General features: G+C 36.0%; 13 protein-coding genes. 6 read left to right on the forward strand and 7 right to left on the reverse strand.

Annotated elements, in window-relative coordinates:
• Positions 1-59 precede the first annotated feature (59 nt).
• The 4 genes from J3U56_RS08220 to gatA form a co-directional block, all read right to left on the reverse strand.
• Entirely contained in the window at positions 60-1,103 is a 1,044-nt protein-coding gene (locus J3U56_RS08220) for an alcohol dehydrogenase catalytic domain-containing protein (protein ID WP_267367329.1), read from the reverse strand.
• Positions 1,104-1,205: 102 nt separating this feature from the next.
• Positions 1,206-2,582 carry a PTS galactitol transporter subunit IIC gene (locus J3U56_RS08225; protein WP_267333922.1) on the reverse strand — a complete coding sequence of 459 codons (1,377 nt, stop codon included), beginning with the start codon at positions 2,580-2,582 and terminating at the stop codon, positions 1,206-1,208.
• 4 nt (positions 2,583-2,586) lie between these two features.
• Positions 2,587-2,871, reverse strand: a complete 285-nt coding sequence (gatB, locus tag J3U56_RS08230) for a PTS galactitol transporter subunit IIB (protein WP_065634476.1) — start codon at positions 2,869-2,871, stop codon at positions 2,587-2,589.
• A gap of 15 nt (positions 2,872-2,886) precedes the next feature.
• Positions 2,887-3,339, reverse strand: coding sequence for a PTS galactitol transporter subunit IIA (gatA, locus tag J3U56_RS08235; RefSeq protein ID WP_267333923.1), 453 nt, complete (start codon positions 3,337-3,339; stop codon positions 2,887-2,889).
• 269 nt (positions 3,340-3,608) lie between these two features.
• Here gatA and J3U56_RS08240 point away from each other — a divergent pair, with 269 nt between their 5' ends.
• A complete protein-coding gene (locus J3U56_RS08240; RefSeq protein ID WP_267333924.1) occupies positions 3,609-4,139 on the forward strand; it encodes a gluconokinase, GntK/IdnK-type in 531 nt (176 codons plus the stop codon).
• 46 nt (positions 4,140-4,185) lie between these two features.
• Entirely contained in the window at positions 4,186-5,991 is a 1,806-nt protein-coding gene (edd, locus tag J3U56_RS08245; protein WP_267367332.1) for a phosphogluconate dehydratase, read from the forward strand.
• Between the two features lie 100 nt (positions 5,992-6,091).
• Here the strand turns inward: edd and J3U56_RS08250 are convergent, their stop codons facing one another.
• Positions 6,092-7,813: a thiamine pyrophosphate-dependent enzyme gene (locus tag J3U56_RS08250; protein ID WP_065634472.1), complete on the reverse strand. Its 1,722-nt coding sequence runs from the start codon at positions 7,811-7,813 to the stop codon at positions 6,092-6,094.
• Between the two features lie 311 nt (positions 7,814-8,124).
• Between J3U56_RS08250 and J3U56_RS08255 the strand changes: the two genes are divergently transcribed.
• The 3 genes from J3U56_RS08255 (at position 8,125) to fmt (ending at position 11,412) form a co-directional block, all read left to right on the forward strand.
• Entirely contained in the window at positions 8,125-9,942 is a 1,818-nt protein-coding gene (locus J3U56_RS08255) for an SLC13 family permease (protein WP_369126357.1), read from the forward strand.
• 78 nt (positions 9,943-10,020) lie between these two features.
• Complete coding sequence (locus J3U56_RS08260; RefSeq protein WP_065634471.1) at positions 10,021-10,323, forward strand: hypothetical protein; 303 nt, start codon at positions 10,021-10,023, stop codon at positions 10,321-10,323.
• A 129-nt stretch (positions 10,324-10,452) separates the two neighbouring features.
• On the forward strand, positions 10,453-11,412 hold the full coding sequence (fmt, locus tag J3U56_RS08265; protein ID WP_267367335.1) for a methionyl-tRNA formyltransferase: 960 nt from the start codon (positions 10,453-10,455) through the stop codon (positions 11,410-11,412).
• Positions 11,413-11,447: 35 nt separating this feature from the next.
• Here the strand turns inward: fmt and tehB are convergent, their stop codons facing one another.
• Complete coding sequence (gene tehB, locus J3U56_RS08270; RefSeq protein WP_267344399.1) at positions 11,448-12,314, reverse strand: SAM-dependent methyltransferase TehB; 867 nt, start codon at positions 12,312-12,314, stop codon at positions 11,448-11,450.
• A 193-nt stretch (positions 12,315-12,507) separates the two neighbouring features.
• On the opposite strand from tehB, the gene fabI reads away from it, so the two are divergent.
• Positions 12,508-13,296, forward strand: a complete 789-nt coding sequence (fabI, locus tag J3U56_RS08275) for an enoyl-ACP reductase FabI (RefSeq protein WP_267333928.1) — start codon at positions 12,508-12,510, stop codon at positions 13,294-13,296.
• 117 nt (positions 13,297-13,413) lie between these two features.
• Here fabI and ppnP read toward each other — a convergent pair whose 3' ends face one another.
• Complete coding sequence (gene ppnP, locus J3U56_RS08280) at positions 13,414-13,704, reverse strand: pyrimidine/purine nucleoside phosphorylase (protein ID WP_065634467.1); 291 nt, start codon at positions 13,702-13,704, stop codon at positions 13,414-13,416.
• Positions 13,705-13,972 lie beyond the last annotated feature (268 nt).

Below are 13,972 nucleotides of genomic sequence, written 5' to 3' on the forward strand. Positions count from 1 at the left end.
TATAACAAACAAAATCAAAAGATAAGCGCTCTTTTTCATGGTGGAATTAATTTAAAATTCTAACGGCAATTCAATAAAATTTTGCCATTCATGGGTTGTCCATTCAAACTACTCACTTCATGAACAAAAGCGTCAAAATCACCAATCACAGCAATGAGATCATCAAGCTTAATTTTGCCTTCTACAAAAAATTGGCTCACCAGTTGCCACTCTTTACCAGGCCAAGGATCGGAATAGTTCATCCAACTACCTAAGATTGCAAGCTCCTTCCTTAAAATCAAACCAAATGTTTTTTCTGGCAAGGTAAGATCATTATGCAGTGTGCCAATCAAACAGACCTTGGCCCTAGGACCGGCAATTTCGATAGCTAATTTAACCGTAATAGGCGATCCTGCAGTTTCTAAAACAATTTGCTCAAAACGGCATGATGACAAAGCTTGATGAATATCTTGAACGGTTAAATCTTTAGAATTATAGACAGCATCAGCGCCTAATTTTTGAGCTAGTTTTAAACGCTCATCATTGATATCAACAACCGTAATCGATTTAGCCCCCATCGCTTTGGCACATAACAGGGTAAGTAACCCTATTGTGCCACCACCAACAATCACTAAATTTTTATCTTGGCATCCTTTAGCCAATAATAGTGCATGCATACCCACTGTCATTGGCTCAAAAAAAGCGCCTTCCAATGCATTTACTCCTTCGGGTAATTTAAATGCGTTTTTTTGATCTAATACTATATATTGAGCAAATCCACCTGCCATTCTTGATCCGACAAAGGTATAGTTTTTACACAGTGAATAATAGTGTTTTTGGCATTCATCACATTTAAAACAAGGCAATAAAGGCACACAAGAGATCAAATCACCAATCGCAAAGCCTGTGACTGCCTCGCCTTTTTCAACCACGGTACCACTAAACTCATGACCCAGTGTAATTGGATAAAAATGTGCAGCATGATGAAAGATTCTTGGGATATCAGAACCACATAAACCACAATAAGCCACTTTTACTAAAATTTGATTTTGCGAGGTTATTTTAGGTACTTCAACATGTTGTACAGCTAAAGTTCCGCCTTCATTGACAATAACCGTTTTCATTTTCATTTCCTTACGTTAGTCATCACATTTTGTTAATGTATTGCTTTGACTTATTACGCATAGTCAAAGCCAGTTAATTTTTTTTAAAGTGCAACTTCGAATTTATTGATTTATCTGGTCTTTTGCTATTATTTGCTGTTGCAATAATTTATGTTTTTGTGCGCGTTTCCAGGTTAAATACAGGCAGAACAAATAAAAGATACCAATAACTGCAAAACCAATAGGTTGATTTAAATTAACTAACTGAACCATGATATAGGTAATAGGCGAACCACCTTGATCCATCGCACCAACCGAGATGCCATTACCAGCAGTAATAGTACCGGCATTGACGGCAAGCTGAGTGGTTAGTGGCACCATTTGAGTTGCAATCCAAAGCGTAATAGCAATAATGATTGAACCGGAAATAATAATCCTAAACAGATTGCCTTGATGAATCGCCACACCCATTGCGATAAAAAAGCCAATTGTTGCTAAATCACCAAAAGGTAATACCTCATTACCGGGAAGAACGATTGCAATAAAAATACTTAATGGAATAAAAATTAAACTGGCAGATACGACTGTTGAGTGACCGAGTAATAAGGCAGGATCTAAACCAATTAAAAAGTCTTGCCCGCCAAATTTTGATTGTAAATGTTTACGTGCTTGTTTAGAAATGGGAGTTAATCCATCCATGATGGGTTTAATCACTCTAGGCATTAATAACATGACTGCCGCGGTTTGAATCGCCAGTTGTAATGTTTGTTTGACGCCATAACCTGCAAGTAATCCTAACAATATCCCCATAAATAAACCAACTGTAACCGGTTCGCCAAATGCGCCAAACCGTTTTTGCATATCAACAGCATTAAAATTAATTTTGTTAATGAAAGGAATTTTTTCAATTACTGTATCAACAAACACAGCTATCGGACCACAATATGCTGAGGTACCATGAGGCACGGCAATTCCATCTAACTCAAAAAAATCTTTTGTATCGTTAGCAAACCAATCACCTAATTTATAAGCAATAATGGCATGAACAATAACACCTAAAATACCTAACCAATAAGAACCAGTCGCGATATAAACAAGTGCACCTGTAAATGTCATGTGCCAGATATTCCAAATATCAACATTCACCACACGCGTCAATTTTAAAATTAACATAACTATATTGACGACAATGGCGATAGGAATGGCAACTAAGGCAATTTGTGAGGCCCAAGTCATTGGCGCTGCACCAGGCCATCCAACATCAACAATACTAAGACTAATATCAAACCGTTCCGCCATTGCTTGCGCCGCAGGTCCGACCGAACTAGTTAATAAACCAACAACCAATCCAATACCGACAAAACCAATACCTATATGGATTCCAGCTTTTAATGAATCACCCAGTTTCATTCTTAATGCTAACGAAAATAGGATAATGACAATAGGTAACATTACTGATGGACCTAGATCCAAAATGTACTGCATAATTTCAGTAAACATAGATTTATCCTTTTAAAATAGATAAGATTTTTTGTTTAAGTTGATCGATACCTACACCAGACACAAAAGGCATGCCATGTACAATAGGAATATCACCAAACTGTTGATCCATCTTTGCTGTAGTACAAATTAAGTCGACATCATCAATAAACGTGTTTATTTCGTTTATACGACATTGAATAAGATCAAGTTGAATATTATTTTCATTGCATAGTTCTTTTATTTCTTCCGCGGCTAATGTCGAAGTTGCAACAGCACCACCACAGGCAACAATAATCTTTTTTTTCATAAAAACTCCTGTAACTCATTGATGAAATATTACATTTTCAAAATGCGTCGTAATTTGTTCTTGCGATGCATTTAGAAGAAACTGATAAAATTCTTCATGTTGCAAATTAGTAAATAAGGCTTTTAAAAGCGCTAATTGATCTGCAGGCGAGGTAACAACTAACGAAATAATTAGCGAGACATCAACTAAACTATCATCATCAGCCCGATTGAAAGCAACCGGTGAACCTGTTCGCAAAATAAAAATAGCAGGGGTATTGGCATGTTCAGCTTCACAGTGAGGAATCGCAACAGCATAATTATCAAATGCAATGCCGGTTGGAAAGGCATTTTCTCTTGCGATAAGTGCTTGCAAATGACTTTTTTTAACAATTGTTTTTTGCTGCAATTGCTCACTGATATAGGTTAATGCTTCTAATTGATTTTTAAAAACAAGGTTGTCTTCGAAAAGAAGCCGGCATTTTTTCATAATTAATCTCCATACTTGATTTATGTTATTTCGAAAACAAAAGCTATATCGAAAGATTATTTTCTTTCGAATATAAAAGCAAACAGCAATAATAAGTTTTGTGATCGAAATCTATTTTTTTCAAATAAAGAGAAATAAATCATCTCCATCTAATTGAGATAGCAAGAGATAAAATCTGATCACGATCACAAAAAAATGTTTTATCTATTGCAAAAAAAGATTAATGTGACAAAATGTTACCCGTAACAAAGGAATAATAAGGATAAACAATGACTAAAAAAAATAAACAAGTTTTTGTTTTTATGGGAGTATCTGGTTGCGGAAAATCAGCAGTCGCAAAGCAAGTGGCTTATGACTTTGATGCTGCTTTTCTTGATGGTGATTTTTTACACTCTAAAGCAAATATCATAAAAATGCGTAATGGTATCCCATTAAATGATGATGATCGTATGCCTTGGCTCCATTTAATCAGTAATGCAGCATTTGCAATGAGTAATGTTAATAATATTTCGATCATAATTTGTTCATCGTTAAAAAAACGCTATCGAGATATTATTCGGGGTGAAAATGAAAATATTCACTTTATATACTTAAAAGGCAGCTTTAATGTTATTGCTGAACGGTTAGCAAAACGTGAAGGGCATTATCAAAAAGCCAATATGTTGCAATCACAATTTGATACCTTAGAAGAGCCGACGCCTGATGAAAAAGAGGTTTATACCATCAATATCGAACAGCCATTAGCAGGGGTTATCAACGATACTGAAAACGTCATCCGTTCAATTTGCCACTGCTTTTAACATATAAAAATTAAAAGAATATAACAATAAAAATTACGAGGTTAATGTGAATCCAACAGTTCAAGCAGTTACACAGCGTATTATAGCGCGCTCAAAAGCTTCGCGTGAAGCTTATTTACAGAAAATAGAACATGCCATGTCTAACAGAGTCAATCGAGCCAATCTGCCTTGCAGTAATTTAGCACATGGTTTTGCCGCTTGTTGTATTGATGATAAAAATGACTTAAAAAATATATTAAAAAGTAATATTGGCATTATTAGTGCTTATAACGATATGTTATCAGCACATAAACCTTATGAGTTTTATCCAGAACAGATACGAAAAGTGCTGCATAAACTAGGTGCTGTTGGCCAAATGGCTGGCGGTGTACCGGCCATGTGTGATGGCGTTACGCAAGGTGAGCCGGGGATGGAACTTTCGTTAATGAGTCGAGATATCATTGCTATGTCAGTTGCTATTGGTTTGTCACACAATATGTTTGATGGCGCTTTATATCTTGGTATATGTGATAAAATTATACCAGGATTATTTATCGGCGCGCTCACTTTTGGGCACTTACCTGCTATTTTTATACCAGCCGGCCCAATGCCTTCAGGTTTGCCAAATAAAGAAAAAGTTCGTATACGCCAGCTCTATTCAGAAGGAAAAGCCTCCCGCGAAGATTTATTAGAATCTGAATCAGCGTCATACCATACCAGTGGAACGTGTACTTTTTATGGCACCGCAAATAGTAATCAAATGGTCATTGAACTTATGGGATTACATTTACCCGGAGCCGCATTTGTCCATCCAGAAACAGCATTACGTTTTGAGTTAACTAATGCAGCCGCGCAGCAAATTACCCGCCTCACAAATCAATCAGGTAATTATATGCCTGTTGGTAAAATGGTTGATGAAAAAGTAATTGTAAATGGTTTAGTTGCATTACTCGCGACAGGTGGCTCAACCAATCTAACAATGCATATTGTTGCTATGGCTAAGGCTGCTGGGATTATCGTTAATTGGGATGATATTTCGGATCTTTCAACAGTTGTTCCACTCTTATGTCGAATTTATCCAAATGGCCCAGCTGATATTAATTATTTTCAAGCTGCCGGAGGAACATCACTACTTGTCAGAGAATTGCTTGAAGGTGGTCTATTACACGAAGATGTTGAAACTGTTGTTGGGCGAGGTCTTAGCCACTACACCAAAGAGCCTATTTTAGAAAATGGTAAATTAATTTTCCGCGAAGGTCCAAACAAATCACTCGACGAAAATGTTATCGCATCAATTAAAAAGCCATTTGATTCACATGGCGGCTTAAAAGTCATGTCTGGCAATTTAGGGCGAGCTATTATGAAAACGTCTGCCATCGCTAAAGAGCATCAAATAATTGAAGCACCAGCAGTAATATTTAATAGTCAATATGATTTAGATGCAGATTATAAAGCAGGTAAGTTAGATAAAGATTGTGTTGTTGTTGTTCGTTATCAAGGACCAAAAGCAATTGGTATGCCTGAATTACATAAACTGATTACACCACTCGGTGTTTTACAAGATCGTGGGTACAAAGTTGCGTTATTAACGGATGGTCGATTATCTGGTGCATCAGGCAAAGTACCAGCAGCAATTCATGTGACGCCAGAAGCTTACGAAGGGGGATTGTTAAGTAAAGTGCAAGAGGGTGATATTATTCGAGTTAATGGTCAAACGGGTGAAATCACTTTACTTGTAGATGAAGCTGAACTCGCTAAGCGTCAACCTTATGCGTTTGATTTACATGATTCTCATTATGGCTATGGCCGTGAGCTTTTTTCGGTTATTCGGGAAAATTTAACTTCAGCAGAACAAGGGGCGGTGAGCTTTTAATTCGATTTTCTGCCGCATGTTGCGGCAGAAATCTTAATATATCATGTAATTAGCCTTTATCTTAAACTTCATGATACATCATTAGGCGACTTAGCATGAATTATTTTTTAATGAAATTATCCACTAACAAATCAACTACATCTCCCATTTTGCCGTGCAATGAGGCTTTTACACTATAAAGTGCCATGCCCATCACTTGTGACGCTTGGATTTCAGGTGGCATAACAAGCTCATTTGAGCTGGTTTTCACATCCAACAATGCAGGGCCTGGGTGTGATAAAAATGATTGCATTGCTGCTTCAAGCAGATCAGAGTCTTCTACACTTATTGCAAACAATCCCATAGATTCAGCAACTTTAGCAAAATTAGGGTTTTGTAGGTCGGTATAATGATCAACTAATCCTTCTACTTTCTGCTCTAATTCAACAAAATTAAGTGAACCATTGTTAAGTACGATAATTTTTATTGGTAATTTTTCTTGGATGGTGGTTAATAAATCCCCCATCAACATACTAATACCACCGTCACCAGATAAAGTTATGACTTGGCGATTAGGAAATGCCTTTTGTACACCTAACGCTTGAGGCATCGCATTTGCCATTGTGCCATGTTTTAAACTAATTACGGTGCGTCTTTTACCATTAGTATTAAAATGTCTACATGCCCAAACCATAGCAGATCCAACATCAGCACAAAGAACCGCATCATCTGTTGCATATTTATCCACTAATTCAGTTAAATATTGAGGATGAATGGTTGCTTTTGAAGGCATTGATTTTTTATTTAATTTATTCATTGACTTGGTGTATAGCTCACGACATTTCACTAAGAAAGCTGTCTCTTGCTTTTCGTTAATTAATGGCAATAAAGCTGTAATTGTTGGTTTAGTACTACCAACAACGCCCACACTCACAGGATGACGTCGTCCAAGATGCGTAGCATCAATGTCAACTTGGATAATGATTGCTTTATTTGGGTAAAATTGTGACCAAGCAAAATCAGCACCTAACATCAGTAGTACGTCACAATCTTTGATTGCGGTCGAACCTGATTCAACCCCAAACATACCAGTCATACCCACATTATATGGGTTATCATATTCAACAAAATCTTTGGCTCTTGATGTATGCACAATTGGCGCTTTTAGTTTTTCTGCAAGACCAATTAATTCATCATGAGCCTCATGAGCGCCTTGTCCGGCAAAGATTGCTATCTTATGATTTTTATTTAATATATCAGCAATTTGATTAAGTTCTTCGTTAGAAGGATGAATAATTGGTTTAGGATGGTAAATTTTATGACCACTATTATCTTCTACTTTTTCTAAACTAATATTATAAGGAATGACTAAAACAGCAACGCCTCGTTGATTAATCGCAGCTTGAACTGCCGCTGTGGTTATTTGTCTTGCTTGTGTTGGATCATTTATTTCCTGACAAAATACCGAACAATTTTTATAAACAGATGGAAAATCAACTTCTTGTGGAAAATCAGTTCCTCTTTGTGAAGTAACCAATTGGCTTGCTAATAAAATAACCGGCACTTTATTACGTTGCGCTTCGTAAATACCATTAATAAAGTGTAAGCTTCCTGGTCCACATGAACCTGCACATGCAGTTATTTGATCAGTTAGATAAGCTTCAGCGCCTGCAGCAAAAGCCCCCACTTCCTCATGACGAACGTGCACCCACTCAATATCACTTTTTTTAATGGCAGATGTAATTTGGTTTAATGTATCGCCCACAATCCCATAACAATGTTTAACTCCGGCTTCACCTAAAACATCGACTATAATTTGTGCTACTGATTTTTTTGATGACATAGTTTCTCCTAAAAACTTTTATTGTTTTATTCCACTTTTAGATGCATAAATTACACCTACTTTGCCATAATGCGAATAGGTTATAAAAAAAACAGCAGAAAATGTTAAAAATGTAATAATAAAGTGGGCAATTTTAAGATAACTTGACTGGATAATATTCCCTATTACAATAAATCAATGTATTATGTTTAACATAGTATTTACTTCATAGAGTTGCTTTTGTGAAACAATTGTCATCTGAGCATGGGTTAATATCATCAATTTCTGCTCTGTTACCTGATTATTTATCCCAATATTTTCCATTATTAATTATTTGTATATTGTTATTGATCGCAATTTTACTATTTTCGTTTAGTAAATTGAGAATGGACATAATAGCGATACTGACAATTACCGCTATTACCATTACAGGTATATTAACACCATCTGAAGCATTAGCCGGATTTAGCGATCCCAATATCGTTCTTATTGCATTATTATTTATCATTGGTGAAAGCCTAGTTAGAACCGGTATATCGTTTAAAATGAGTGAATATATCCTAAAAATAGCGGGTAAGAACGATATTCGTATCATCATTTATATTATGCTGGGCTCTGCTCTACTTGGTTCAATAATGAGTTCTACCGGCGTAGTTGCGATTTTTATTCCGGTTGCTATCAGTATTGCCAACCATACGGGTATTCATGTCAAAAAATTGATGATGCCACTTTGTATTGCTGCTCTTATCAGCGGTATGATGACTTTAGTTGCAACTGCACCAAATTTAGTCGTAAATAGTGAACTTAGCCATTTTAAATTAACTGAGTTTGGTTTTTTCTCAATCACGCCAATAGGTTTAGGCGTATTGTTTGTTGGTCTTATTTACTGTGTATTAACTCGTAACTGGTTGCTTACCGCAGATCAACTTGCGCCAACAACAATTCAACCGCAAAGACGACGAATTACGGATTTGATTCGTGACTATAAATTAATTGGTCGAGCACATCGTGCGCAAATTTTAGCGGGTTCACCTTTTGTTGGTCGAACCATCGATGGCCTACACTTGCGTAGTGAACATGGCGTAAATGTTATTGGTATTGAACGTTGGCGTAAATTCCAAAAGGTTCTTATTCCCGTCAATGGTTCAACGGAATTTAGAGAAAACGATATATTACTGCTTGATATGTCACACTCCGAAGCTGACTATCGTACTTTTCTAAATACCAATAATCTTGAACCTAAGGTATTGCGTGGTGAATATTTTTCAGAACAAGTTAAAGAGGTCGGTATGGCTGAAGTTGCCTTATTACCGGAATCAAGCTTATGTGGTAAAACACTTAATGAAATCGATTTTCGTAGTAAATATTTTTTGACCGTAATCGGTATTTGGCGCAATCATGCTCCAGTTGAAACTAATAACTTATTCCAAGAACGATTAGAAATGAGTGATACCCTGTTAGTCTGTGGAGATTGGGGATCAATTCAAAAACTACAAACCCGTACCAGTGATTTTGTAGTACTCGATTATCCTTCCGATATCGATGACATTGCTCCAGCAAGCTCACAGGCTTATGCTGCCTTAATTAATTTAGCTATCATGATTATATTAATGGTAACCGGTATTGTGCCAAATGTTGTTGCAGCACTTATTGCCTGTTTATTAATGGGCGCAACAAAGTGCATTGATATGACTAATGCCTACAAGTCGATACACTGGCCAACATTAATTTTAATTATAGGGATGATGCCTTTTGCATTAGCACTAAATAAAACTGGTGGTATATCACTCATTTCGGCTTGGCTTGAAGTCCATTTACGATCTTTTGGTCCATATATGGTACTTACCTTTGTTTTTTTATTATGTTCAATTGTCGGATTATTTATTTCTAATACAGCGACCGCCATATTAATCGCGCCAATTGCGATTGATTTAGCCTTAAAATTTGGTTATTCCCCTTATCCATTCGCTATGACTGTTGCCATCGCAACCTCTGCGTCGTTTATCACACCTGTTTCTTCGCCAGTTAAAACGATGGTAGTTGCGCCTGGGGGGTATAGTTTTAGTGATTTTGTTAAAGTTGGCGTACCATTAACCTTTTTAGTGATGGCGGTTGATATTGCTTTAGTGCCAATATTCTTCCCGTTTTAAAGCTTAACGGCTATAATGATTGATAACTGATAATATTAATACATACTTCACGAAATTAATGAATAGGAGAATTAAAAAATGATGAATTTTCTACAAACTATTTTAGCTCTAGCGGTTGCAGCCGCGATTATTATCGGTTTACTGACTTTTATCGGATTACTGGCTAAGTTTCAATGTTATAGAACTATAAAACAAGTTGAATCTGGCAAAATGAGTGATGCCACACTGATGCGCCGTTATAATATGACCAAAAAATATAAAGACAGTGTTTTTTGGACATTTTTTAATTATGGTATTTACTATAAATACGGTAAGAAATTAAATCAAAAAGTTTTTGAAGTTTTTAAAGAATGTATGATTAAACGAAATCTACCTTTATAAAATTTTTACTTATTCTCTATCTTGAAGCAAAGGCGCTAATTATCAATTAAGCGCCTTTCTGTTTAAAGATTCTCAAGAAAATTTCAGTTATAATGCCACTCATTATTTTCTGATTATGGATAAAGATACATGCCACAAAATATCAAGCCATTAAACATTATTTTTGCAGGTACCCCTGATTTTGCTGCCAAACACCTACAAGCTTTAATCGAAGCGAAACATAATGTGATAGCTGTTTTTACTCAGCCCGATCGTCCTGCTGGGCGTGGTAATAAGTTAACGGCAAGTCCGGTTAAACAATTAGCCATCGAAAATCATCTTCCGGTTTATCAACCAGCTACACTCAAAACTGAAGAAAATCAAAAAATCATTGCTGAGCTCAATGCCGACATTATGATTGTGGTGGCATATGGTCTTATTTTACCGCAAGCTGTGCTTGATATGCCTAAACTAGGTTGTTTAAATGTGCATGGTTCATTATTACCAAGATGGCGCGGCGCAGCTCCTATTCAACGCGCTTGTTGGGCGGGTGATACTTTAACCGGTATCACAATTATGCAAATGGATGCCGGGCTTGATACGGGTGATATGTTATATAAACTCACCTGTCCAATTGAACCTTCTGATACCAGTGCAACGTTATATAACAAACTGGCACAATTAGGTCCACAAGGACTACTTGATACCTTAACGCTCATTTCTGAAGGAAAAATCCAACCCGAAAAACAAGATCCATCACAGGTTACTTACGCTGAAAAATTATCTAAACAAGAAGCTAAACTTGATTGGAACCTATCGGCACAGCAACTTGAACGTTGCATTCGCGCCTTTAATCCTTGGCCTGTGAGTTATTTTGACGTTAATGGCGAGCCAGTAAAGGTATGGCAAGCAGAAGTGATAAAAACATCCAACAATCAACCTGTTGGCACTATTTTACAAGCGGATAAAAAAGGGATATGTATTGCAACAAGTGATGGCGCATTAAATATAACACTTTTACAACCCGCAGGTAAAAAACCGATGTCAGCTCAAGATCTATTGAACTCTCGCAAAGCATGGTTTGAAGTAGGTAAGATACTGGGAAAATAGTTTAAAAAGATATTACAGGATAAGTTCCTGTAATATCACCGTTTTTTGGCTAATAGCGTCGCAAAGCGGAGCTTTATTCGGTTGCCATGGATATCCGTTTTATGCAGTTCACCAACATCTTCGTTGTATTTTAGAATATCCCAATTTTGATAATAATTAAGTAACTCATTCTCTTTAAACGTAAACGAAAATCCTACAGTGCAAGGAAAATCATCAGTTGACATAGCGCAAACAATTAAATTATAACCACCCGTTTTAGTTATGTTTTGCATATTATGAATGATATCGGGAATTCTATCTGGTTGTAAAAACATCATTACAACAGTTGAAATAATTAAATCGTAGTTACCTTTTAAATTAGCCTGGTTAATATCATAAATAGATGCATTGATATGTGATAAATGATCGTTTGCAATAATTTCTTGTAAATTACTAATACTCATTTCTGACTTATCAACGGCATCAACATCAAAACCAAGTAGCTGTAGATAGAGTGAATTACGACCTGAACCACAACCTAAATCTAGCGCTTTTCCGGCCTGAATGATTTGACAGACTTCCAACACGTCAGAATGGGTTTTAGTCATCTGATATTTTTTCTGGCTATAATCCTCAGGTTGACAATAAAAAGCCAACTGGCACTGCAAATCATCTGAAACTTGAGCTATTCGATGCCATTGCTGAGGCTCAATAAATGGAGGCTGATGCTCAACATCAAAAACATATTGAGAAACGATATCGCCTTGCTCGGTTAACATATCAAAATTGATATGACCTTTTATAATGTTTAATTTTGCCCAAGTGCCTAGTTGTGTATTATGTTTTTCACGAAACAAATCGGGTAACGTTTTTGCATCCCAAACAGGAAACGTTTTGTAGCAAACTAAATCTTTATCTTTCATCACGAAGTACCAACAATGCTATCTAATAGTTGATTATTATAGTCAAGTATTAACCCAATAAACAACTTACTTTTTATAAATAAAATGATGTTTAAATCAGGAAAAATAAATTTATAGTAGCGAAGTTAACTATATCAACATATAATCATCAGCATTCTAAAATATAGAGTAATAAATATTAGAGGAACAATTTATGGGATTTTTAACAGGTAAACGCATACTGGTTACCGGCGTTGCAAGTAATCGTTCTATTGCTTACGGTATTGCAAAAGCGATGCACCGTGAAGGCGCAGAATTAGCTTTTACTTATCAAAGCGAAAAATTAAAAGGCCGTGTTGAAGAGTTTGCTGCTGATTTTAATTCTAAAATCGTTTTACCTTGTGATGTCGCGCATGATGAAAGCATCACAACATTATTTACAGAGCTAGCTAAAACTTGGGATAAATTCGATGGTTTTGTTCATGCAATCGCCTTCGCACCAGGTGATCAATTAGATGGTGATTATGTTAATGCGGTAACGCGTGAAGGTTTTGCCATTGCGCATGATATTAGCTCTTATAGCTTTGTTGCGATGGCTAAAGCTTGTCGTTCAATGCTAAATCCTAACTCAGCATTAGTCACGCTTTCTTATTTAGGCGCTGAACGTGCAATTCCTAATTATAATGTTATGGGTCTTGCTAAAGCATCTTTAGAAGCAAATGTACGTTATATGGCAAATGCAATGGGACCTGAAGGTATTCGTGTCAATGCCATTTCTGCTGGCCCTATTCGTACTTTAGCCGCATCAGGCATTAAAGACTTTAAAAAGATGTTATCACATTGTGAATCAGTAACGCCTATTCGTCGTACAGTAACAATTGAAGATGTCGGTAATTCAGCAGCATTCTTATGTTCAAATTTATCGTCAGGCATTACGGGTGAAGTCATCCATGTTGATGGTGGCTTTAGCATCGCGGCGATGAATGAGTTAGAACTTAAATAAGTTATCGATTCAGTTATAAAAACGCTAAAATTCTCCCACCCTATTGGTGGGAGTATCGTTTTAAGCATTAATTAATGTTTAATTATCTTAAAGCCATAATAAATTAAAATAGCCTTATTAATTTGCTAAATAACGACAAAGATAAGCTGTCGCTTCAACAACCTGAACATCAAATTTGCTTTCACCAGCAACATGAAAAACTTGTCCTGCTTGGAAAACTTGCCAATCATCGGCTGTAGGTAGTAACACCTTAAGCGAACCCGTTATAACTGTCATTTCTTCAGGATTGATAGTACTAAAAATATATTCGCCCGGTAACATTACACCAACAGAAGCAGAACCAGCCGAAGCATTTTCAAAACTAATTGATTTAACTTTACCATCAAAATATTCATTAACATTTAACATTGTGATACCTACCCGTTATTTTCTATATCGTAAATTTAACTGATTGCAAACTTCTGATTTAAGTCTACAAATTCGAATCATCATTTCCTAATACACTATAATTTACTGTCATATACAGTTAAGGTAAATAAGATTTTTACAAGGCCATATAAAATAACCAATTTAGCAATAACGTAAATTTTGATAAATTAATTTTTTATAAAAACCTTATTTAGTTTCATCTTAAACATAGTGATTTGTAATAAACTTAAGAAAATAGCATACAGAT

The sequence above is a fragment of the Gilliamella sp. B2824 genome (assembly GCF_026536245.1).
Classification (GTDB): Bacteria; Pseudomonadota; Gammaproteobacteria; order Enterobacterales; family Orbaceae; genus Gilliamella.

Coding starts and splice junctions, on each gene's coding strand:
- J3U56_RS08220 (WP_267367329.1), bottom strand. CDS start 1,103: ATGAAAACGGTTATTGTCAATGAAGGCGGAACTTTAGCTGTACAACAT.
- J3U56_RS08225 (WP_267333922.1), bottom strand. CDS start 2,582: ATGTTTACTGAAATTATGCAGTACATTTTGGATCTAGGTCCATCAGTA.
- gatB (WP_065634476.1), bottom strand. CDS start 2,871: ATGAAAAAAAAGATTATTGTTGCCTGTGGTGGTGCTGTTGCAACTTCG.
- gatA (WP_267333923.1), bottom strand. CDS start 3,339: ATGAAAAAATGCCGGCTTCTTTTCGAAGACAACCTTGTTTTTAAAAAT.
- J3U56_RS08240 (WP_267333924.1), top strand. CDS start 3,609: ATGACTAAAAAAAATAAACAAGTTTTTGTTTTTATGGGAGTATCTGGT.
- J3U56_RS08250 (WP_065634472.1), bottom strand. CDS start 7,813: ATGTCATCAAAAAAATCAGTAGCACAAATTATAGTCGATGTTTTAGGT.
- J3U56_RS08260 (WP_065634471.1), top strand. CDS start 10,021: ATGATGAATTTTCTACAAACTATTTTAGCTCTAGCGGTTGCAGCCGCG.
- fmt (WP_267367335.1), top strand. CDS start 10,453: ATGCCACAAAATATCAAGCCATTAAACATTATTTTTGCAGGTACCCCT.
- tehB (WP_267344399.1), bottom strand. CDS start 12,314: ATGAAAGATAAAGATTTAGTTTGCTACAAAACGTTTCCTGTTTGGGAT.
- fabI (WP_267333928.1), top strand. CDS start 12,508: ATGGGATTTTTAACAGGTAAACGCATACTGGTTACCGGCGTTGCAAGT.
- ppnP (WP_065634467.1), bottom strand. CDS start 13,704: ATGTTAAATGTTAATGAATATTTTGATGGTAAAGTTAAATCAATTAGT.